We start from the raw sequence: 22,148 nt of genomic DNA, 5'->3' as shown, positions 1-22,148 counted from the left end.
ATGCAGGAAAAATTTAAAAAAATATCAGAATCTCAAGTAGTAATTTCAGAATTAATGCTTCCCTCCCACTCAAATTTTAATGGAAAGATTCATGGAGGCTACATTTTATCATTACTAGATCAAATAGCATTTGCATGTGCCTCTAAACACTCCAGAGTTTATTGTGTAACTGCAAGTGTAGACACGGTAGACTTTTTAAATCCAATAGAAATTGGAGAATTGGTAACTATGAAAGCTTCCGTAAATTATGTTGGAAGAAGCTCTATGGTTATAGGAATTCGTGTGGAAGCTGAAAATATTCAGACTGGACAAATTAAGCATTGTAATTCATCTTATTTTACGATGGTTGCTAAAGATGATGATGGGAAATCCATCAGTGTGCCAGGTCTTATTTTAGAAAATGATCATGATATTAGAAGGTTTGTAAAAAGCATTAAAAGGAATAAAATGAAATTCAAAAGAAAGAAAGAATTTCACGAAACAGATTTTGCCTCACATGAATACATTCATTTATTAGAAGATCATAATGTAAAAATGCAGCTGTCTTGAAGCCAAACGGATTTATCATTGCCTTAATAGTAGCTATCGCACTCGCTTACTTTTTCCCTACTGTGTTAGAGCTATTACCTGTACAGCACATTATAGATATTGGTGTAGGGTTTATATTTTTCTTTTACGGGCTTAAATTAGCACCAGCAGAGCTTAAATTGGGATTTTTAAATTATAAATCGCACATTTTAATTCATCTTACCACATTCGTAATATTTCCATTGCTAACGATGATCTTCATTCCTTTTTTTGAAGGTGGTACAGAGTCCAAATTATGGTTAGCAATATTCTTTTTAGGAGCGCTTCCGTCTACAGTTACCTCTGCGGTAGTCATGGTGGCAATTGCCAGAGGAAATTTACCAACTGCAATTTTTAACGCCAGTGTTTCTGGGTTAATTGGGATTGTGGTTACGCCTTTATGGATGAGTATTTTTATGATGAACTCTGGAGAGTTCGATTTTATGGAAATTGTGATAGACCTAGTTATCCAGATCGTTATTCCACTTTTTCTGGGAGTTATTCTTCAAAGATTCTTAGGGAAATGGGCTAATAAATACAGTAAACAGCTCAGTTTGTTTGATAAAGCTGTTATTATTCTAATTGTCTTTACCAGCTTTAGCCATTCTTTTAATTCAAATTTATTTGATAATATTGAATGGACAGATCTTTTAAAACTTTTTGGAATAGTGATCTTTCTATTCTTAAGTGTTTATAAACTAACCGGATATTTATGCAAACTCTTCGGCTTTAATTTACAAGATACTATAACAGCAAAGTTCTGTGGAACTAAGAAATCTTTGGTTCATGGCTCTATTATGGTAAAGATCATTTTTGGAACGAATCCAAATGTTGGCTTATTCTTATTACCAATTATGCTTTACCATATTTTTCAGTTGGTATTAGTATCCTTTTTCGCTCAAAAATATCAGAAGAGAGTTTTGGAGGAAATTACAGAATAGTTATAGATATAAAGCAATTTCTGCTGCCTGAAATGTAAATATTACCCAACCAATAACAAGCAATAATCCACCTAAAGGAGTAATTGGACCTAAAATTTTAAGTTTATTACCATAAGCACCGCTCAAGCAAAGTCCGTAAATACTAAACGAAAATAGCATTACACCTATTATAAAACACCAACCCATAATATTCTGAGAAGTATTCAGAAATGGAAAAATAACACCACTAATTATAATGATAAGAGCATGATAAATCTGGTATTTTACTCCCGTTTCGAAGCTTTTTAACTGATCTTCGTTGAATTTCTTCTTTAGTGCATGTGCTCCAAAAGCACCAAAAATAACTGCTAGTGTTCCAAAAATGCCTCCGAAAATTAACATCGTTTCTTTCATATGCTAAAATTAAGTGAAAAATTAGGGTCCTGTTTGCCTAATCCTTCTATAGCGTGCAATTTATGGTATCTTTGATTAAAAATTAAGAGATATGAAAAAATCATTATTACTTACAGCACTTTGTGCTCTATTTTTAACCAGTTGTAGTCAAAAAATCATCGGAACCTGGAATGTTGACAGATACGAAGTAAACAATCAAAAAGGTCAAAATATAACTACCAGAAATGCAGGAGAGATTGTTCTAAATAAGGATGGTTCTGGAGAAAAGAACATTGAATATAATATTTTCAATAATGAATTTAGCGATGTTCAAAAATTTGATTGGAAATTGATGGATAGTAATTTAACGATTACTGGTAATGAAAGAAAATCAAAAGATGAGAAAAAATCTGATTTTGATAAAACTTGGATCGTGATCACTAACAAAAAAGATAAGCAATTATGGAAATCTACAGATGGAAGTAATGCCGTTCAAATCATTGAATTGAGTAGAAAGAAATAATTTTCTAAGTGCTATAAAATTAAAAGAGGCTGATAATTAATTATCAGCCTCTTTTAATTTTACCTAAGATTATTTACTCAAATACATTCTTCTTCTTGAATATAGATCATAAAAAGTATCATCTCTAAGACTGTCAATAAAAAGAATTCCTTCTCCGGTACTCTTCATTTCTGGTCCCAATTGCTTGTTTACATTATGAAACTTATCAAAAGAGAACACTGGCTCCTTTATAGCATATCCTTTTAGTTGTGGATTGAATGTAAAGTCTTTTACCTTCTTCTCTCCTAGCATTACTTTAGTTGCGTAATTCACATAAGGCTCTTTATAAGCTTTTGCGATAAACGGAACCGTTCTAGATGCTCTAGGATTAGCTTCAATAATATAAACCATTTCATCTTTAATAGCGAACTGGATATTTATAAGACCTACCGTATTTAAAGCTTTCGCTATTTTTAAGGTATGATCTTTAATCTGCTGCATTACAAGATCTCCAAGATTGAAAGGTGGTAATAAGGCGTGAGAATCTCCAGAATGAATTCCGCAAGGTTCTATATGCTCCATAATTCCAATAATGTACACATCTTCCCCGTCGCAGATAGCATCTGCCTCTGCCTCTATAGCTCCATCTAGATAATGATCTAGCAATAACTTGTTGTTTGGTATCTTTCTTAACAGATCTACCACATGAGCTTCTAATTCATCTTTATTAATAACGATCTTCATCCCCTGACCTCCTAATACATAAGATGGCCTCACTAAAATTGGAAAATCTAATTCATCTGCAAGTGCTGAAGCTTCATCAGCAGTTTCTGCTACCCCAAATTCTGGGTAAGGAATGTCATTCTCCTGTAATAATTTTGAAAAACTTCCTCTGTCTTCGGCAAGATCTAAAGATTCATAACTAGTTCCTATGATCTTAATTCCGTAACGATCCAGCTTTTCAGCAAGTTTAAGCGCGGTTTGACCTCCAAGCTGCACAATAACTCCTTCAGGTTTTTCGTGTCTTATAATGTCATATATATGCTCCCAATATACGGGTTCAAAATATAATTTATCTGCTACATCAAAATCTGTAGAAACCGTTTCCGGGTTACAGTTAATCATGATGGTCTCATAGCCACATTCTGATGCTGCTAACACTCCGTGAACACAACAATAATCAAACTCAATTCCTTGCCCAATTCGGTTAGGCCCGGAACCTAAAACTACAATCTTTTTCTTATCGCTTACTTTGCTTTCATTATCTACATAACGCTTTCCATCAGCTGTTTCAATTTCAGCCTCAAACGTAGAATAATAATATGGAGTCTCTGCTTTAAACTCTGCAGCACATGTATCTACAAGTTTATATATTCTATTGATGTTGAATTCGTCTCTTTTATTATAGACTTCGCTTTCCAAACATCCTAGCATATGCGCTATCTGTCTATCTGCGAATCCTTTTTGTTTAGCTTCCAACATCAGATCTTTTTGAATAGAATTGATATCGTATTTAGATATTTCTACATCCAACGCATATAATTCCTCATATTGTCTAAGGAACCACATGTCTATTTTCGTAATTTCATGAATTCTACTTAGCGGAATTCCTATTTGTATAGCATCATAGATCACAAAAACTCGATCCCAACTAGCGTGAGTTAGTTTTTCTATGATCTGCTCGTAATTTGTATAACTTTTCCCATCTGCACCAAGACCATTTCTTTTGATCTCTAAAGACTGAGTTGCTTTATGAAGTGCTTCCTGAAAAGATCTTCCAATTCCCATTACTTCTCCTACTGATTTCATCTGAAGTCCGAGGGTTCTATCACTTCCTTCAAATTTATCGAAGTTCCAACGAGGAATTTTTACAATTACATAATCTAAAGTAGGCTCAAATAATGCTGAAGTAGATTTAGTGATCTGATTTTGCAATTCATCTAAATGATACCCAATTGCAAGCTTAGTAGCTATTTTTGCGATAGGATATCCAGTGGCTTTAGAAGCTAGTGCAGAAGATCTAGAAACCCTAGGGTTAATCTCTATAGCAATAATATCTTCATTTTCATCTGGACTTACTGCAAACTGAACATTACACCCACCTGCAAAATCCCCAATACTTCTCATCATTTTGATAGCCATATCTCTCATTCGCTGATATGCTGTATCACTAAGCGTCATTGCCGGAGCCACCGTAATAGAATCTCCTGTATGGATTCCCATTGGATCCATATTTTCAATAGAACAAATAATCACAACGTTGTCATTCTTATCGCGCAACAATTCTAGCTCATACTCTTTCCATCCAAGAAGTGCTTTATCTATTAAAACTTCATGTATAGGGGAAGCTTCCAGACCTCTAGTTAAAAGTTCATCAAAATCTTCTGCCCTATGTACAAATGCAGCACCACTACCTCCTAATGTAAATGACGCTCTAATAACTAAAGGAAAACCAAATTCTTGCGCTACTTCTTTACCTTGCAAATAAGAAGTAACAGTTTTTGCAGGAGCCACCGGAATTCCAATCTTACCCATTAACTGTTTGAATTTCTCTCTATCTTCTGTAATATTGATAGCATCTATGTCTACACCGATCAATTTTACATCGAAATCTTTCCAAATTCCTTTTTCATCTGCTTCAATACAAAGGTTTAAAGCAGTTTGACCACCCATGGTAGGCAGAACCGCATCAATATTTGGATGTGCTTTTAATATCTCTACAATAGATCTAGTTGTTAATGGCTTTAAATACACATGATCTGCCATAGAAGGATCTGTCATTATTGTAGCCGGATTAGAGTTGATAAGAATAGTTTCAATTCCTTCTTCTCTTAAAGATTTTAGAGACTGAGCTCCAGCATAATCGAATTCGCATGCCTGCCCTATAACTATAGGACCAGACCCAATTATTAAAACACTTTTAATTTTATTATTTTTTGGCATGTTAAGGAGGTAGTTTTAAGTTGATTAAATAGGAAACTGTTAGATATAAAAAAAGGCGTTACTTATAAAAGTAACACCTTAATATTTAAAAACTAATTCTCATTAGTGTTTGTGTCTGTTCTCAGAAGATACGGATAATTTTTTTCTACCTTTAGCTCTTCTTCTAGCTAACACTTTTCTTCCGTTCACACTTGCCATGCGTTCTCTGAAACCGTGCTTGTTTTTTCTTTTTCTCTTAGATGGTTGAAATGTTCTTTTCATTTTTAATTATCTTTAATATCTTCTGTGGGATTCTTTGTTTAAATAGTTCTAAGCCTTTCCTTAAAACTGCGTGCAAATATACAAAGACTTTTATCTCATGCAAAAACTTAATAAAAATAATTTTAAATGTTTTTGTTAACTTTGCGCATTGAAATATAAAAACCCAATATGTTCAACAAAAATATCAAATTAGTTTTAGCCGGAATTATCTTATTAGTTTCTATCTGGCAGTTTTATTTAGGGAATATCGGTAACGGAATTATGTATATTCTTTTAGCCGGAATATTTGTATTCCTTTACTTTAAAAATGAAATGATATTACTAGCATTTCTTAGGTTGCGAAAACAAGATTTTCCAGGAGCTAAGAAGTGGCTAGATAAGATAAAAAATCCTGAAGCTGCACTTACCCAAAAACAACAAGGATATTATTGGTACCTACACGGCCTTATGCTTTCTCAAACCAATATTACCAAAGCAGAAAAGTATTTCAAAAAAGCAATAAAACTAGGACTTGCAATGGATCAGGATCTTGCCATGGCTAAGTTAAATCTTGCAGGTATAGCAATGACCAAGAGACGTAAGCGCGAAGCTCAAATATACTTAACCGAAGCTAAGAAATTAGATAAACACGGTATGATGAAAGAGCAAATACAGATGATGAAACAACAGATGAAAAAGATTTAAATTTCATTATGCTGTTACTGTTCTTAAGATACTTCAAACACAGCTTACCATTCGACTAATTTCTAGGTCCTTCAACGAATATTTTATGACGGGCCACCGGTATAAATTACCTTTATTTTTGTAGTGATGCAAAAAATATGGTAAGACTATTACTCTGCTTTTTAATTTTTAACTTTAGTCTAGGTGCTTTCGCCCAGCAGGATGATCCAAGAATTTTATTTTCTGAGGCTCTAGCTTTGCACCTACCTAAATATGAAAAGCAGGCTAAGAAAGCATATAGATTAAGAAATTACGAGAAAGCTCATACATTATTCGACACGCTTGTTCAGGAAGATTTGAATGGTAGTTATATGGATAATTTTGAATTGAATGACCTTAAAGGTAAAAAAATTGACCTCTACAATATAAAAAAACCCGTTTATTTAATTACATACGCCTCTTGGTGTATTGCAACAGAAGGGGAAATTCCTGCTATTAATGCTTTGGCATCAAAATATAAAGATCAGGTAGAATTTGTAATACTTTTTTGGGACACCAAAAAAGTTGCAAAAAAAATGTCCAAAGATTACAGCAATAACATTACCGTTCTTTATGTAGACGAACAAAAAAATAACGATTCCTTTGTAATAAGTCAATTAAAACATTCTCTTGGATTACCTACAACTTTTCTATTGGATGGAACCAAGAAAATTCTTGATATTCGACGAGGTATTACCCACCCACTAAGCAAAACCTTTGACGAATCTTATAAAATGAACTACAATTCTATACATGATGGAATTGCAAATCATTTATTATTTGAGAGCAAGAAATTTACGCTATCAAAAGAAACTGTTGCTATAAACAACAATTAATATCATTATTTAGAGAATTTATAAACTCCTTTTTCAGGTATTTGAATCTCATAAAGCTTTCCGGATTTATTATTTAAAAAAGCTTCTCTCAACCAAGGATTATGAATCTTTAAGATCTTATAATTGATATCAAATTTTCTTGCAAATGCAGGGAAATCTTTTACAGCTGTATCTACTTTTACATTATAACTTGGAATATTTTTATATAAATGCTCCTCTTCTATATTAAAACCATACTGAATCGGATTCTTTAATATTTCCTTTAAGGCAAGTATTCTAAATACATAACGTCCAGTCTCTTCACCCAATAAAAGGTCATAATAATTACTAGCATCCTGTCTATCTAATTGACGCATCACCCCCGCATTTCCTGCATTGTAAGCAGCAGCAGCCATAGTCCATGTTCCAAATTTAGCTTTAGATTGCTTAAGATAATCACAAGCTACCTGTGTAGACTTTTCGATATTATAACGTTCATCTACGTTATCATTAATCTCTAATTTAAAATCTTTCCCTGTACCTTCCATTATCTGCCAGAACCCCACAGCACCCGCCGGAGAAACTACTTGAGTAAGACCACTTTCTATAACTGCTAGGTATTTAAAATCATCTGGCACTCCGTTTGCTTTTAATATCGGCTCTATAATAGGAAAATATTTATGGGCTCTTTTTATTAATAACAAAGCATTAGATTGCCAATACGTATTAACCAATAGCTCCTTATCCATTCTTTCATAAATATCAGGATTCTCGATAGGCACCATCTCCCCTGCAAATTCCAAATTCTGTGGCATTGGAAGAGAGTAAATATTATAATTATCACCCGTAACGGGGTCGTTATTCTTAATAGGATTTACTCCTAGATCTGGACCTTTTTGCACTGCTTGGATACTTACTGCTAGGATAGCAATAAATCCAACAGCCATTAATAACATTTTTATAATTTTCATAACTTATAATTTATATTTTCTTATCTAATCTTCCGTTTAATATTAAACCTGGTAAATGCGTATTGAACCATCTAAATCTATTTACAACCATAATATGAGTCCCTCCCTTAACCGTGATACAGTCCTTAATATATTTATAAGGAAAAACCATATCACAATCTCCATGTATATGTACTAATCCATCTTTAGGAACTTGTCGATCCCAGCATACCATATTCTTAATAGACCAATCGATATAATAAATATCTCTAACAGATAGATATTTACGATACAGATGGGCTCTTTTAGTTAAGAAGTCTCCATAAGCAATCTTTTTAAAATGATCTACATAGTTCATTAAACTGGTAGGTAATAATCTATATAGGCCTGTTGCAGACGCATATCGCATTCTTCTTGGCAACTCTGCTCTACATTTTACGCTAGAAATAATAATTAATCTTTTGAGATCCAGAAATTCACTCATCTCCTGCGCCACTACACCACCAAAAGATACGCCAATAAGTACTGCATTGTTATGTTTAACATCTTTGCTCCACCTTAAAGCATAATCTCTCAAGGATTCGTCCTTTTCTGGGATCATCCATTCTAATAAATGCATTTTGAATTGTGTCTCTGGGAGCTTTATATTTTCAAAGATACTTGGATTGGCTGCCATCCCGGGAACCAGGTAAACGTGTATTAAATCTTTCTCTTCGAGCATTTTAACATGTGTATAACACTAACAGCGCTGGTTATATTGTAAATTTACTATCAAAATTACAGTTATTTTTTTGGGGGACATATACTTTATAGGTCAAATGCAGATGCTAAGCTCTAAAAACCTTCGTTCTTAAATATATTACCTATAATGTAATAAATCTATCGTAGCCTTTCTATAGTAGATCTTATTTTATATTAAATAGTTCCTTTATAAATTAAGAAGGAGTACCGTTATTCAAATCATACATTATTCAATTTAGAAATATTTCGATTGTAAAGCTTTTACTGAATGATTAAAAATAAGAACTGTTTATTTAAAATTACTTCAACAAATATTAAAAGATTAATTTAAACCATACCTTATAATGAGCACTAAAGAGATAGTTATTACCAAGAATGATTTTTTGAGACAGTTTGAATCGGTTATAAATGGAGAATTAATCACGGTTGAATACGCACAGCAAGAGCGAAAAATATTCTTAACCAAGTTAAAAATGTCTGAAGAGCTACAGGAAAATGGCTATTTAGACCAATTTTTAGAGGTGTTATTAGGAGACATAAAAGATTCAGGTAATGATAGAGTTGTTCCTACAAGTCCGGAGATCGCAAAATTTATGCGTAAAAACAGAAGAAAATATAAGGATCTATTACCAGTGGGGTTGAACATCTAAGCCTCTACAGCCTCTTGCTGAAAATATTCAAACTTTACCAACCCATCTTCTGCAATGGTAGTTAATTTAATTTGATGAAGTGTATTTACCAATTCCGGATTCCAAGGAGTCTTAACTTTTACATAATTTTCTGTAAATCCATGTATATAACCCTCTTTATTCTCTCCTTCAAATAGAACAGTATGTACAGTATCTATCTGACTTTCATAAAAAGCTCTTCTCTTTTTAGCGGAAAGGCCGCGTAACATTTTACTGCGCTTTTTACGAATACTCAATGGAACAGGATTTTCCATTTCTGCAGCTGGGGTATTTTCTCTTTCAGAAAAAGCAAAAACATGTAAGTAAGAGATATCAAGCTCATTCAAAAAATTATACGTTTCAAGAAATTGCTCATTGGTTTCACCAGGAAAACCTACAATAACATCTACCCCAATACACGAGTTTGGCATGACTTCTTTGATTTTAGAAACTCTATCTACATATAATTCTCTCATATAACGCCTTCTCATAGCCTTTAAAATCTCATTACTTCCACTTTGCAGCGGAATATGAAAATGCGGAACAAAGGTTTTAGATTGCGCAACAAATTCTATAGTTTCATTTTTAAGTAAATTTGGTTCTATAGAAGATATTCGTAATCTTTCAATTCCTTTTACATCATCTAAAGCCTTAACTAAATCTAAAAAAGTATGTTCATGCTTTTTATTACCAAATTCACCTTTACCATAATCCCCAATATTAACTCCAGTAAGAACGATCTCTTTAATTCCTTTTGCAGAGATCTCTGCCGCATTTTGAAGAACATTTTCTAATTTATCGCTTCTGGAAATTCCTCTAGCCAAAGGTATCGTGCAATAAGTGCACTTATAATCACAACCATCCTGAACCTTAAGAAAAGCTCTTGTTCTATCTCCAAAAGAATAGGCACTCACATAAAAATCTGCATCTTGTATCTCACAAGAATGAATTTCTGCAAACTCATGTTTAGTAAGATCATTAAGATAATCTGTGATCTTAAATTTTTCTGTAGCTCCAAGTACCAAATCCACTCCATCAACATCTGCTAGTTCCTCTGGTTTTAATTGAGCATAACACCCAACAGCAATAACAAATGCATCTTCATTAACTTTTTGAGCCTGCTTTACAATAGATTTAAAGCGCTTATCTGCATTTTCGGTTACAGAACAGGTATTAATAACATAAATATCGGCTATTTCAGAAAATTCTACTCGATCAAAACCTTCCTCTTTAAAAGATCTTGCTATAGTTGAAGTCTCAGAAAAATTGAGCTTACAACCCAAAGTATAAAATGCCACTTTTTTCGCGTCTTTCATCAGCAATCTTTAATTACTACCTTAATTTTAGGAGTGCAAATATACCTACTTTAATTGATTTACTAAAAACAGTACTTCATTACTAAGCATATCCAATTCCTTCTTCGTTTAATCTCTTCTAAACTTTTGAGTATCTTCAAATACCTTATCTAAGATCCCTTTATCCACATCAGAAAACTCCAAACCACGTCTACTTAAAACCATTTCTGCAACCTCATATGCTTTAGCGGTTTTATAAGTGCTCATTCCGGCACTCCCCCCCCAGCTGAAACTAGGTACAAAGTTTCTAGGAAATCCGCTGCCAAAGATATTAGCACTCACCCCTACAACTGTTCCGGTATTAAACATGGTATTAATTCCGCATTTACTGTGATCTCCCATCATAAGTCCGCAAAATTGCAATCCCGTCTTAGCAAAACCTTCCGTTGCGTAATCCCATAATCTCACTTCAGCATAATTATTCTTTAAATTAGAATTATTGGTGTCTGCACCAAGATTACACCATTCTCCTAAAACAGAATTTCCCAAAAATCCATCATGTCCTTTATTAGTATAACCAAAAATAACACTGTTATTAACCTCTCCTCCTACTTTAGAATGTGGACCTATGGTTGTTGCACCGTAAATTTTAGCTCCCATCTTTAAAGCTGAAGACTCTCCTAAAGAGAAAGGCCCCCTAATAAAACAACCTTCCATTACTTCTGCTTTCGCAGCGATATAGATTGGTCCGTCTGATGCGTTTAAAGAAGAATTTTCTACTATAGCACCGGGCTCAATAAAGATATTCTCTCTATTCTTCACATAATTTGATGATGATATAGGCGCACTAGTTCTGTCTGCTGTGAGTAATTCAAAATCTTTTGCAATGGCTTCTGCATTTTTAGAGAATATATCCCACGTATTAGCTATTCTAAAAGGTTCCCCCTTCAATTCAATTTGTTCAAAAACCTCAAAATCTACTTCTTGATCTTCTTCTGCGTAAAAGGCAATTACGTCTTCCTCAAAGAAAATAGCCTGATTAAGTTTAAGATCTTCAATTTGAGCAATAAATTCTGGGGTTGGCAGAAAGGAGGCATTGATCATAATATTTTGTTCAAATTCTACCATAGGCCATTTTTCTGCTAAATAATCTTCAGTAATAGTAGAAGTTGTGGTACCTAATATCTTTTCCCATTTCTCACGAATGGTTAAAATACCTATTCTAAGATCTGCAACAGGGCGCGTAAACGTGAAAGGTAATAATTGATCTCTGGAAGAACCGTCGAATAAAATATAATTCATATACTTCAAATTTTCTAAATTCAATTTACAGTAAGACCTGCAAATGAAATATAATTAAATAAAATGTGATTGCAATAAGTTGTTACAACTCTAGTTATCTCATTTAAACAAAAAAAGCCTTCATTTCTGAAGGCTTCAATAGTATTGTGATACTTGAAATTACTTCTTGAATTTCGCGTATTTGGTTTTGAATTTATCAATTCTACCAGCTGTATCCAATAATTTAGATTTCCCTGTATAGAATGGGTGTGATGTTCTTGAGATCTCCATTTTAACTAATGGATACTCAGTTCCGTCAACTTCAATAGTCTCTTTAGTGTTCGCGGTAGATTTAGTAAGAAAGACTTCTTCATTAGACATGTCTTTAAATGCTACTAATCTATAATTTTCCGGATGGATTCCCTGCTTCATCTCTTTATTCTTTAAAATCGTGTTCGTTTTTCGAGTGGCAAATTTAATCAAATTTCACAAATAACAAACTAATAAGCAACAAAAATTTACATTAACCCTATAAAATATATAAAACTCCTGAAATGTAACGTTTTGCTATATTTGTTCACTAACTACTACTAACTAACAAAATTAAATTAAATATGGAGATTAAAGAAACAAACTCAAAGAAGTTTATCATTAATTACGGTTTACTATTAGGTATAACCTCTGTACTAATAGGGGTAATTATGTATGTTACAAATTCTTACTTAAACCCTTCTTGGATCTATAGTGTTATTAGCATTGCTTTACCTATTGTTATCATTACTATGGGAATAAAAGCCTTTAAAACTGCTAATGGAGGATTTTTAGGTCTTGGAGAAGCTATTAAAATTGGTTTAGGAATTGCTGTAATTGGAGGTATTTTAACGGCAATCTGGTCTTTATTATTAATGACTGTTATAGAGCCTAATTACATGAGCTTACTAATGGAGGCACAACAAGAAAAAATGTTGGCTACAAATCCAAACATAACCCAATCTCAATTAGATGCAGCTCAAGAAGTTTCGTCAAAATTTAGTGGTCCATGGATTGCTATGGCAATGACAATTATCTGGAGTTTATTTTCAGGATTAATAATTTCCTTAATTTCGGGGCTGGTAATGAAAAAGGAAAATCCTTATAAAGCCTAAGCTTTAAAATTTATTTAATGCAACTATCTATTATAATTCCTCTTCTTAATGAAGATGAATCTTTAACAGAATTATATAATTGGATTGTATCTGTGATGCAATCCAATTCTTATTCTTATGAAATTATCTTTATAGATGATGGTAGTACAGATGATTCCTGGGAGATAATTAGCGGTTTATCTGATCTTCATACAGGTGTAAAAGGTATAAGATTTAATAGAAATTATGGTAAATCTCAAGCATTACATGCGGGTTTTTTAGCGGCTCAAGGTGATGTAATTATTACTATGGATGCAGATCTACAGGATAACCCGGAAGAAATCCCAGAATTATATAACCTTATTACAAAAGAGAAATATGATCTGGTTTCTGGCTGGAAGCGAAAGCGATATGATTCTGTAATTGCAAAAAATCTTCCTTCCAAACTATTTAATGCTGCTGCACGTAAGACTTCCGGAGTACAACTACATGATTTTAATTGCGGATTAAAAGCTTATAAAAAAGAAGTCATTAAAAATATTGATGTTTATGGTGAAATGCATAGATATATTCCTGTTCTGGCAAAAAATGCAGGGTATTATAAGATCACAGAAAAAGAAGTAAAACATCAAGCCAGAAAATATGGAAAGACTAAATTTGGGATGGACCGCTTTATAAACGGCTTTCTAGACCTAATAAGTATCTGGTTCTTATCTAAATTTGGAAAAAGGCCTATGCACCTCTTTGGTGCTTTGGGAGTATTAATGTTCTTTTTCGGATTTTCAGCTGCAGGATGGATTGGACTTTCTAAACTCTATAAAATGTATCACGGCTTACCAAACATTTTGGTTACATCTAACCCGTGGTTTTATATATCTCTTATTTTAATGGTTATTGGTACTCAATTCTTTCTTGCCGGTTTTCTTGGTGAGCTCATTTTAAGAAGCAAAAGAGATAAGGATAGATACAGAATCAGCAAAACCAAAGGCTTAAACTAAAGCAATTCAGCATTTATCTGTATTTTTGCTTTCAAATCTCTATTTATATGTCACATAACAAACCAGAAATTATTTCTAAGGCCAAATTATGGCTTGCAGAAAACTTCGACAAAGACACTCAAAATTCAGTTTCAAAATTAATCGAAAGCGATTCTACAGATCTTGAAGAGAGCTTTTATAAAGATGCAGAATTTGGTACTGGAGGTATGCGAGGTGTCATGGGTGTTGGAACCAATAGAATTAATAAATATACCTTAGGTAAGAACTCTCAAGGTATCTCTAATATATTAAAATCTGAGTTTCCCGGAGAACAGCATAAAGTTGTTATTGCTTATGATTGTAGAAATAATAGTAAAGAATTAGCACAAGTTGTAGCAGATGTATTTTCTGCGAATGGTGTAAAAGTTTTTATTTTTTCTGAATTGAGGCCTACGCCCGAATTATCTTTTGCTGTTAAATATTTAAACTGTCACTGCGGAATTGTGCTAACAGCTAGCCATAATCCACCAGAATATAATGGTTATAAAGTGTATTGGCAGGATGGAGGGCAATTAGTGCCGCCACAAGACAAACTTATAATAGATGAAATTTCTAAATTGGATTTTTCTGAGATCAATTTTGAAGCGAACAACGATCTTATTGAAGAAATAGATACGAAGGTTGATACTGCTTTTATTGCATCTTCAGTAAAAAATGGAAGTTTTGACACTGCTCAAGAAGCAAAAGATAATTTAAAAATTGTTTTTACTTCTTTACATGGAACATCAATTACCATTGTACCTGAAGTTTTAAAGAAGGCAGGATATAAAAATGTAGCCATCGTTAAAGAACAGGAAAAACCAGATGGTAACTTCCCTACCGTTAAATCTCCCAATCCTGAAGAGCCTGAAGCATTGAAAATGGCTTTAGAGCTTGCTGATATTACCGATGCCGATATTGTAATTGGAACAGACCCAGATAGTGACCGTTTAGGAGTTGCGGTTAGAGATCTTAACAACAAACTCGTTCTACTTAACGGTAACCAGACCATGTTGATCATGACTTGGTTCTTGTTAGAACAGTGGAAAAAAGAAGGTAAGCTGAATACAGATAGTTTTATAGCATCCACTATAGTTTCCACTCCAATGATGAAGATCGTTGCAGAAGATTTTGGAGCACAATATTTTGAAGTTTTAACTGGCTTTAAATGGATAGCTAAACTTATTAAAGATCATCCTTCATTAGATTTTGTTGGAGGAGGTGAAGAAAGTTTTGGATTTATGGTTGGAGATTTTGTGAGAGATAAAGATGCAGCTACTGCTACCCTACTCGCTTGTGAAATTGCTGCACAAATGAAATCTCGAGGTATTTCTTTGTATGAGAAATTATTAGAACTTTATACAGAGTTTGGTTTGTATAGAGAAGAACTAATCTCTTTAGTAAAGAAAGGTATTACAGGAGAGCAAGAGATAAAGCAAACCATGATAAACCTTCGTGAAAATCCTTTATCTGAAATAGATGGCGAAAAAATTGTGCTTATAGAAGATTATCAATCTTCCATAGCTAAGAATAGACAAGATCATACAGAGCATGCACTCGATATTCCTAAATCTAATGTTTTGATCTATTACACAGAACAAGGAACCAAAATTGCAGCAAGACCTAGCGGCACAGAACCAAAAATTAAGTTTTATATAAGTGTAAATACAGAGTTAGATACTGTTGCAAACTTTGATGAAATATACAATCAACTGGGCGAGAAAATTACCAGAATTAAATCTGATCTTCAGGTAGATTAAACATCCTTAATGAACTATTTTAAAAAAATCATTCAATTTGCTAAGCCTTATAAAAAGTACGCATTACTAAATATTCTCTGCAATATTTTTTACGCACTTTTTAGTACCCTTAGTTTTATCGCATTAATCCCGGTAATTCAAATTTTATTCGATAAGAATAAAAGGGTTTTAATAGAACCAAAATTTGAAGGTATTGCCAGCATTAAAGATTACCCAATAGATTATTTTAATTATAATGTAACCCAAAGAATAATTGAAGATGAAGTTTCAGCTCTCATCTTTATTTGCGGAATAGTAGTATTATTATTCTTTTTGAAAAATCTATTTGGATATCTAGCAGCGTTTTTTATTACGTTCCTTAGAAATGGGGTTCTAAGGGATGTAAGAGATGCTATCTATGTAAAGATCTTAAGTTTACCGGTTTCTTATTTTTCTGAAAAAAGAAAAGGTGATACTATTTCTAGGATCACTGCAGATGTTAATGAAGTTCAGAATTCTTTTCTATCTATATTAGAAATGATAGTAAGAGAACCACTTACAATCATTTTCACTATAGCGGCAATGCTCTTAATAAGTGCTAAACTTACTATCTTCGTATTTGTATTTCTTCCAATTTCCGGATTTGTGATCTCTTTAATAGGAAAACAACTTAAAAGAAAATCACATCAGGCACAAGAGGAAAATGGACATTTTCTTTCTATTGTAGAGGAAACTTTATCTAGCCTTAAAATAATAAAAGGTTTTAATGCAGAATCTCAATTTGAAGGTAAATTTAAGCAGTCTACTAATAGATTGAATGATATTTTAAACAGTCTAATAAATAGGCAGAATCTTGCTTCTCCAACTAGTGAATTCTTAGGAATATTTGTAATTGTAGTTATTCTATGGTTTGGAGGGAAAATGGTTTTAGTAGATAAAACACTTGATGCTGCTGCCTTTATTGCGTTTTTAGGTTTGGCCTATAATATTCTAACTCCTGCAAAACAGATATCCAAGGCCTCTTATAGTGTTAAGAAAGGTAATGCTGCAGCAGAGCGAATTTTAGAAGTATTAGAAACTCCTTCTACGATTGTAGATGTTCCAAATGCAATCAATCAGGAGAAATTTGAAAAATCGATCGTTATTAATAAAATTAACTTTAAATATGAAGATGAGTTAGTGTTAAAGAACTTCAGTTTAAATGTACCTAAAGGAAGTACGGTAGCGCTAGTAGGTCAATCTGGAAGCGGAAAATCTACTATTGCCAATCTGGTTACTAGATTTTATGACGTTAATGAAGGTTCTATTGAGGTAGATGGGAATGATATTAGAGAAGTAAGCAAACATTCTTTAAGAAACCTGATGGGATTAGTTACTCAGGATTCTATTCTTTTTAATGACACTATTAAAAACAATGTATCTCTAGGTAAAAAGGAAGCTACAGAAGAAGAAGTTATAGAAGCACTGAAAATAGCTAATGCTTGGGAATTTGTAAAAGATCTTCCTAAAGGCTTAGAGACTAATATTGGAGATAGTGGAAACAAATTAAGCGGCGGACAGAAACAACGAATATCTATTGCTCGTGCCGTATTAAAGAATCCACCTATAATGATCTTAGATGAAGCAACATCTGCTTTAGATACAGAGAGTGAAAAATTAGTTCAAAAAGCTTTAGAAAATATGATGCGAAATAGAACTTCTATTGTAATTGCTCATAGACTATCTACCATCCAAAATGCAGATAAGATTGTAGTTATGCAGCGAGGAGAGATCGTGGAACAAGGGAAGCATGAAGAATTACTCTTTAAAAATGGAACCTATAGAAAGCTAGTGGAGATGCAGTCTTTCGACTAAATTAAATAAGTTATTAAAAACATAAACCTCAAATCACCGAAAAGCGATTTGAGGTTTTTTGTTAAATAAAAAATGGATGAAGTAGGTTCATCCATTTTTATAGTTTTTTTCATCTTGGGGAAAATGAAAAATTTATTGAAATTTAAGTTTAATTGCTTGGGGCAAAAAAAGACTAATTCCTTTCAACAATGTAAATATAAAGATATATTTCATCTGAGCAAACAAAATGTGTATTTTATCTAATAAAAATGCATTTCGTCGATATTTTGATAGTTAAGACTTATAAGGAATTGCTTATTACTTTTCCCAAATTATCATTTTCTCTTTTAAACTTTTACCTAACTTTGAGGTCTTAGTAAAAACTGCGCCTTGATTACAGAAGAAACTTTACTCGTGCAAAAGCTTCAAGATCCTATTTCTAGGAATGAAGCCTTTAAAGAGATGCTAAAGTTATTTAAAGAGCGTTTATATTGGCATATAAGGAATATTGTAAAAGATCATGATGATACAGATGATGTATTACAAAATACATTTATTAAGATCTTTAAGAATATTGATGGTTTTAAAGGAGACAGTCGGCTATATTCCTGGATGTATAGAATTGCTACTAATGAATCTCTTTCATTCTTAAGCCAGAAAGCTAAAAAATTACAGATATCTTCCGAAGAATTACAACAGAATCTAATTAACAATTTAGAGGCAGACACCTATTTTGATGGAGATGCAATCAAGTTAAAACTACAAAAAGCCATAGCCACACTTCCAGAAAAACAACAATTGGTATTTAACATGAAATATTTTCAGGAGCTTAAATACAGAGAGATGGCAGAGATTCTAGATACTAGTGAAGGGGCGTTGAAAGCTTCCTATCATATTGCGGCAAAGAAGATAGAAAATATTTTAAAATCAGATTAAACCATTTTTACAAAGATCAGTCTTATATACAGATGAAAAAGAATAATTCTAAATATCCACCTCAATCTGGCTTTAAAATACCAGAGACTTATTTCAAGCAATTTGAAGATAAGATGTTGGATATTTTAAATGATGAAGATCAAAACTCTATTCAAGGTATAGAGGATCCAGGTTTTAAAATTCCGACAGATTATTTTGCAACTTTAGAAAATGAGGTGCTTGGTAAAACTGTATTAAAAGAACGTTCCTCTAAAGTAATTTCTATTTTTAGCAAACACAATTTATTAAAGGTTGCTGCTATCGCTGCAGTCTTTGTTGGAGTTATAAATATTTGGTTCACAAATCCAGAGCCGGAACTTAGCATAGATAATGTAGAGCTTGCTGAGATTGAAGATTATATAGATACAGAAATGATAGATCTCAATTTTTTAGAGATTTCTACCTTAATTACTCAAGATGGCATTGTCTTGGATAATTTAAATACCAGCAAAGTAAATGATGAAGCTGTACTAGAATATTTAATGAATAATGTAGATGATCCAGATTTACTTTTAAAATAAGTTAATACAGATGAAGAAGATATTACTAATTTTTACGATCTGCTTTTTAAGCCTTGCTGTTAAAGCACAAGATAAAAACAAAGAGCAAATCAAATCTCTTAAAGTGGCATATATCACTCAAGAAATGAACATGAGCAAGGCTGTAGCAGAAAAATTCTGGCCTATTTATAATAATTATGAATGTCTACAAATGGACTTGCATAAGCGCGAACATAGGGATGTGAAAAATATCGCAGCAATGTCTGAAGGTGATGCAGATAAGCGTTTAAATGAATTTGTAGATATAGAAAGACAAGAGTTTTTAAATAAACGCAAATTATACGATGAATTGAAACAAATATTCTCTGCCAAAGAGATTGTCCAGTTGCATCAACTTGAAGCAGATTTCAATAAAAAATTATGGGAAGAATACCGAAGTAGGAAAGGTAAGAACTCAAGAAATTAAAAATTGTTAGGTTAGATTTAAGTTAAGTTAGTTGAGTCTTCCGAATGTAAAAGTTCGGAAGACTTTTTTTATTCCAAAAATTATTTAAAAGTCAGTTTAGCAATTCTCCCTTTCCCAGCGGCATATGCTGTAGAATCATTTAAGAATCTAACGGTAAAGAATCCTTCGTCACTTAATTGAGTCCAATTTTCACCTCCATCTTTAGAATAAGAGATGCCGGTAAAACCAGTTGCCACCAATTCCTTAGCATCTCCATTTGGAATGTATCTTACACTGCTTTTATATCCAGGATCTTTCCCTTCTCCTACCAATTGCCAGGTTTTACCACCATCCTTTGTTCTGGCTTTATTACCTTCATTCCCATCAGGTTTCGTATAATCTCCGCCAATAATAAAACCATTTGCGGCATCATAAAAATCTAAACTATAACCACCCGTTGTAGCTTCTCCTTGAAGAAGAGGAGTTTCATAAACTTTCCATGAATTCCCTTTATCTTCAGAATAAAATATTCTTGACTTTTTACCTCCTGAAAGTATCCAGGTATGATCTCCTTGAACTGCTATATTAGAATTACTAGCAGCAAAAGCAGCCTCTCCTTCTTCAGATTTAGGAAATGCATTACAATTTATTTTCTTCCAGGTTTGTCCACCATCTCTTGTTATAATAACAGAAAGACATTCTGTTGTAGGATCTCCCATTGCTACACCTTCCTTTTCATTCCAAAAGATCATTGAATCATAAAATACCTTATCGCTCTCCTCTTTGTATACCAATTCCATTTTTCCAGTTTCGCCGGTTTTATAAAGCAGCCCAGGATTTCCTACGCTCAACATAAAGAAATCTGAAGAAGTACTTGCCACTGCTCTAAACTCAGGAGCTACAGAATCATTCAGTTGTTGATTCGTTTTCCATTGTCCGGTTTGAGAATTATAAAGCCCATAGATTCCTTTATTAGCTGCAAAGGCAAGATTATTCCCCATTATCTCTATCGCTCTTATGCTAAGAGAATCATCTTGTAAGATATTCTTTACATCAACACTTGTAAAGAATTTTCGTTGCTTCTCCATTTTTTCATCAGACTTGCAGCCTATAGTCAATAAAACAAATAAAAACAGTAATTTCTTCATATCTATAATTTGAATCAAAGATAAATTTTTCCGTAGCAAAAAAATGTACCTTTGCAGCTTTAAAATATAATTATGCGTTTACACCGAAATTTAGTCTTTGCAACGATTGATGCCTTATCAGAAATTTTTAATGATGGGAAATATGCCGATAAAGTGATTGAAAAAACTTTAAAACGCGATAAAAGATGGGGTTCTAGAGACCGTAGCTTTATTGCGGAAACCACTTATGATATTGTTCGATGGAAACGTCTTTATACAGAAATCGCTGAAGTTAAGGCTCCTTATTCTAGAGAGAATTTATTTAGATTGTTCGCGGTATGGGCAACTCTTAGAGGCGTTACCTTACCAGATTGGAAACAAATAGAACCAACTCCTAGCAGAAGAATAAAAGGAAGGTTTGATGAATTGAGTCAAATTAGAAAATTTAAAGAATCTATTCCAGATTGGATGGATGAATTAGGGGTTAGAGAACTTGGTGAAAAGGTATGGGAGAAAGAAATTCATGCGCTTAATGAACAAGCACCTGTGGTACTTAGAGTGAATACTTTAAAGACTAATAGAGATAAACTTAGAAGTGTTTTAAAAGATGAGGATATTCTTACAGAACCAATTAAAGGATTTCCGGATGCTTTACAGTTGGTAGAAAGAGCTAATGTTTTTAAGACGGAGGCTTTTAAGAATGGAAATTTTGAAGTTCAGGATGCTTCTTCACAAATGGTAGCCAGATTCATGGAAGTGGAACCTGGAATGCGTGTAGTAGATACGTGTGCAGGTGCAGGTGGTAAAACCTTGCATATTGCTGCTTTAATGGAAAACAAAGGGCAGATTATTGCTACAGATATTTATGAGAATAAATTAAAAGAGCTTAAAAGACGTGCTAAACGTGCCGGAGCTCATAATATAGACCCGCGTACTATAGATACTACTAAAGTTGTTAAAAAACTTTACGGCACTGCAGATAGAGTTTTAATAGATGCGCCATGTAGCGGACTTGGAGTTTTAAGTAGAAACCCGGATGCTAAGTGGAAATTACAACCAGAATTTTTAGATAAAATTAGAGCAACTCAAATAGAGATCTTAGATCAGTATTCTAGAATAGTTAAGCCTGGAGGAAAATTGGTGTATGCCACATGTTCTATCTTGCCTTCTGAAAATCAGGAACAGGTTGAGAAATTCTTAAACCGTGAAGCCGGGAAGAATTTCAAACTAGTAAAAGATCAAAAAATACTGTCTTCTGTAACCGGGTATGATGGTTTTTATATGGCTTTGCTTGAAAATAAAATCGAGAATTAAATAGAACAAATTCTTTTATAATTTAGAGATCTCAATA

The 22,148-nt window shown here is 33.1% G+C and carries 23 protein-coding genes; 14 read left to right on the top strand and 9 right to left on the bottom strand.

The features are described from left to right. Positions 1-549: an acyl-CoA thioesterase gene (locus P163_RS12975; protein WP_034894365.1), complete on the top strand. Its 549-nt coding sequence runs from the start codon at positions 1-3 to the stop codon at positions 547-549. Then, positions 546-1,508: a bile acid:sodium symporter family protein gene (locus P163_RS12970; RefSeq protein WP_034891996.1), complete on the top strand. Its 963-nt coding sequence runs from the start codon at positions 546-548 to the stop codon at positions 1,506-1,508. The genes P163_RS12975 and P163_RS12970 overlap by 4 nt, the downstream gene beginning before the upstream one ends. Here the strand turns inward: P163_RS12970 and P163_RS12965 are convergent, their stop codons facing one another. Beyond that, positions 1,509-1,901, bottom strand: a complete 393-nt coding sequence (locus P163_RS12965; RefSeq protein WP_034891993.1) for a DUF423 domain-containing protein — start codon at positions 1,899-1,901, stop codon at positions 1,509-1,511. 91 nt (positions 1,902-1,992) lie between these two features. Between P163_RS12965 and P163_RS12960 the strand changes: the two genes are divergently transcribed. After that, positions 1,993-2,403 (top strand): hypothetical protein, encoded by a 411-nt coding sequence (locus tag P163_RS12960; RefSeq protein ID WP_034891990.1) that lies wholly within the window; start codon positions 1,993-1,995, stop codon positions 2,401-2,403. Positions 2,404-2,472: 69 nt separating this feature from the next. On the opposite strand, the gene carB is transcribed toward P163_RS12960, so the two are convergent. Both carB and rpmH read right to left on the bottom strand, forming a co-directional pair. Continuing rightward, positions 2,473-5,325: a carbamoyl-phosphate synthase large subunit gene (gene carB / locus P163_RS12955; RefSeq protein ID WP_034891986.1), complete on the bottom strand. Its 2,853-nt coding sequence runs from the start codon at positions 5,323-5,325 to the stop codon at positions 2,473-2,475. Positions 5,326-5,427: 102 nt separating this feature from the next. After that, positions 5,428-5,586, bottom strand: a complete 159-nt coding sequence (rpmH, locus tag P163_RS12950; RefSeq protein ID WP_013071475.1) for a 50S ribosomal protein L34 — start codon at positions 5,584-5,586, stop codon at positions 5,428-5,430. A gap of 168 nt (positions 5,587-5,754) precedes the next feature. Here rpmH and P163_RS12945 point away from each other — a divergent pair, with 168 nt between their 5' ends. Both P163_RS12945 and P163_RS12940 read left to right on the top strand, forming a co-directional pair. Next, on the top strand, positions 5,755-6,270 hold the full coding sequence (locus P163_RS12945; RefSeq protein ID WP_034891984.1) for a hypothetical protein: 516 nt from the start codon (positions 5,755-5,757) through the stop codon (positions 6,268-6,270). A 137-nt stretch (positions 6,271-6,407) separates the two neighbouring features. Continuing rightward, positions 6,408-7,124, top strand: a complete 717-nt coding sequence (locus P163_RS12940) for a TlpA family protein disulfide reductase (RefSeq protein WP_034891982.1) — start codon at positions 6,408-6,410, stop codon at positions 7,122-7,124. A 5-nt stretch (positions 7,125-7,129) separates the two neighbouring features. Here the strand turns inward: P163_RS12940 and P163_RS12935 are convergent, their stop codons facing one another. Together P163_RS12935 and P163_RS12930 are read right to left on the bottom strand one after the other, a co-directional pair. Next, positions 7,130-8,074 carry a lytic transglycosylase domain-containing protein gene (locus tag P163_RS12935; protein WP_034891979.1) on the bottom strand — a complete coding sequence of 315 codons (945 nt, stop codon included), beginning with the start codon at positions 8,072-8,074 and terminating at the stop codon, positions 7,130-7,132. Between the two features lie 10 nt (positions 8,075-8,084). Continuing rightward, positions 8,085-8,774: an alpha/beta hydrolase gene (locus P163_RS12930; protein ID WP_034891978.1), complete on the bottom strand. Its 690-nt coding sequence runs from the start codon at positions 8,772-8,774 to the stop codon at positions 8,085-8,087. Positions 8,775-9,138: 364 nt separating this feature from the next. Here P163_RS12930 and P163_RS12925 point away from each other — a divergent pair, with 364 nt between their 5' ends. Continuing rightward, positions 9,139-9,444, top strand: coding sequence for an acetyltransferase (locus P163_RS12925; protein WP_034891977.1), 306 nt, complete (start codon positions 9,139-9,141; stop codon positions 9,442-9,444). Here P163_RS12925 and mtaB read toward each other — a convergent pair. The 3 genes from mtaB to P163_RS12910 all read right to left on the bottom strand — a co-directional run bounded on the left by mtaB (position 9,441) and on the right by P163_RS12910 (position 12,470). Continuing rightward, positions 9,441-10,778, bottom strand: coding sequence for a tRNA (N(6)-L-threonylcarbamoyladenosine(37)-C(2))-methylthiotransferase MtaB (gene mtaB, locus P163_RS12920; protein WP_034891976.1), 1,338 nt, complete (start codon positions 10,776-10,778; stop codon positions 9,441-9,443). The genes P163_RS12925 and mtaB overlap by 4 nt on opposite strands. 108 nt (positions 10,779-10,886) lie before the next feature. Beyond that, the gene (locus tag P163_RS12915; RefSeq protein ID WP_034891975.1) at positions 10,887-12,059 is read right to left on the bottom strand and encodes a GlmU family protein; all 1,173 of its coding nucleotides are present in this window, start codon (positions 12,057-12,059) and stop codon (positions 10,887-10,889) included. Between the two features lie 159 nt (positions 12,060-12,218). Next, the gene (locus P163_RS12910) at positions 12,219-12,470 is read right to left on the bottom strand and encodes a type B 50S ribosomal protein L31 (protein ID WP_034891972.1); all 252 of its coding nucleotides are present in this window, start codon (positions 12,468-12,470) and stop codon (positions 12,219-12,221) included. Positions 12,471-12,652: 182 nt separating this feature from the next. On the opposite strand from P163_RS12910, the gene P163_RS12905 reads away from it, so the two are divergent. The 7 genes from P163_RS12905 to P163_RS12875 all read left to right on the top strand — a co-directional run bounded on the left by P163_RS12905 (position 12,653) and on the right by P163_RS12875 (position 19,691). Then, a complete protein-coding gene (locus P163_RS12905) occupies positions 12,653-13,183 on the top strand; it encodes a DUF4199 domain-containing protein (protein ID WP_034891969.1) in 531 nt (176 codons plus the stop codon). Between the two features lie 17 nt (positions 13,184-13,200). Further along, complete coding sequence (locus P163_RS12900; RefSeq protein WP_034891966.1) at positions 13,201-14,160, top strand: glycosyltransferase family 2 protein; 960 nt, start codon at positions 13,201-13,203, stop codon at positions 14,158-14,160. 47 nt (positions 14,161-14,207) lie between these two features. Continuing rightward, positions 14,208-15,938 (top strand): phospho-sugar mutase, encoded by a 1,731-nt coding sequence (locus P163_RS12895; RefSeq protein WP_034891962.1) that lies wholly within the window; start codon positions 14,208-14,210, stop codon positions 15,936-15,938. 9 nt (positions 15,939-15,947) lie between these two features. Continuing rightward, positions 15,948-17,771, top strand: coding sequence for an ABC transporter ATP-binding protein (locus P163_RS12890; RefSeq protein WP_034891953.1), 1,824 nt, complete (start codon positions 15,948-15,950; stop codon positions 17,769-17,771). A 372-nt stretch (positions 17,772-18,143) separates the two neighbouring features. Continuing rightward, positions 18,144-18,686 (top strand): RNA polymerase sigma factor, encoded by a 543-nt coding sequence (locus P163_RS12885; RefSeq protein WP_034894362.1) that lies wholly within the window; start codon positions 18,144-18,146, stop codon positions 18,684-18,686. A 32-nt stretch (positions 18,687-18,718) separates the two neighbouring features. After that, positions 18,719-19,246, top strand: a complete 528-nt coding sequence (locus tag P163_RS12880; protein WP_034891950.1) for a hypothetical protein — start codon at positions 18,719-18,721, stop codon at positions 19,244-19,246. Between the two features lie 10 nt (positions 19,247-19,256). Then, on the top strand, positions 19,257-19,691 hold the full coding sequence (locus tag P163_RS12875; protein ID WP_034891947.1) for a hypothetical protein: 435 nt from the start codon (positions 19,257-19,259) through the stop codon (positions 19,689-19,691). Positions 19,692-19,771: 80 nt separating this feature from the next. On the opposite strand, the gene P163_RS12870 is transcribed toward P163_RS12875, so the two are convergent. Beyond that, positions 19,772-20,818 carry a WD40/YVTN/BNR-like repeat-containing protein gene (locus tag P163_RS12870; RefSeq protein ID WP_034891943.1) on the bottom strand — a complete coding sequence of 349 codons (1,047 nt, stop codon included), beginning with the start codon at positions 20,816-20,818 and terminating at the stop codon, positions 19,772-19,774. A gap of 72 nt (positions 20,819-20,890) precedes the next feature. Here P163_RS12870 and P163_RS12865 point away from each other — a divergent pair, with 72 nt between their 5' ends. Further along, positions 20,891-22,111 (top strand): RsmB/NOP family class I SAM-dependent RNA methyltransferase, encoded by a 1,221-nt coding sequence (locus P163_RS12865; protein ID WP_034891936.1) that lies wholly within the window; start codon positions 20,891-20,893, stop codon positions 22,109-22,111. Positions 22,112-22,148: the final 37 nt, after the last annotated feature.

This window comes from Gillisia sp. Hel_I_29, assembly GCF_000744275.1.
Taxonomy (GTDB): Bacteria; Bacteroidota; Bacteroidia; order Flavobacteriales; family Flavobacteriaceae; genus Gillisia.
This window is presented reverse-complemented; position numbering and strand designations above follow the sequence as displayed.